Origin of the sequence: Exiguobacterium sp. s160 (assembly GCF_018617575.1) — a bacterium.
Lineage (GTDB): Bacteria > Bacillota > Bacilli > Exiguobacteriales > Exiguobacteriaceae > Exiguobacterium > Exiguobacterium aestuarii_A.
In genome coordinates, this window is sequence record NZ_JACSKK010000027.1 from 1 (window position 1) to 434 (window position 434).

Here is a 434-nt window from a genome sequence, read left to right on the forward strand (position 1 = left end):
GAGGTTCAGACGAACCTCGCCTATCGCTGGTTCCTCGGTCTCGGCATCGATGAGAAGGTTCCCGACCATTCGACGATCAGCCAGGCCTACCGCCGACGCTTCCAAGGGAACGACGTGTTCCAACAAATCTTCGAGGATATCGTCCGACAGGCGGAATCCCACGGACTCGTCTCCGGGCGCATCCTGATCACGGACTCCACGCACATCCGGGCGAACGCGAACAAGAAGAAGTTCGACAAGGTCGAGGTCGAACGGGTCGTCGGTGCGATCGAGGACGAGCTTCTCACCCGCGTGAACGAGGAACGGGCCGAACGCGGAAAAAAGAACTGAAACCGGCACCTCAGAAGAGGGAGCGCCGGCTCGTCAAGGTGAGCCGGACCGACCCGGATGCGGGTTACATGTATCGCGACCAGAAGCCGGAAGGCTTTTTCTGG

General features: G+C 60.1%; 1 protein-coding gene. It reads left to right on the forward strand.

Annotated elements, in window-relative coordinates; genetic code table 11:
* Positions 1 to 330 (forward strand): transposase (locus KNO86_RS14600; RefSeq protein WP_214697386.1); only part of this gene is annotated, 330 nt, incomplete at its 5' end.
* Positions 331 to 434: the final 104 nt, after the last annotated feature.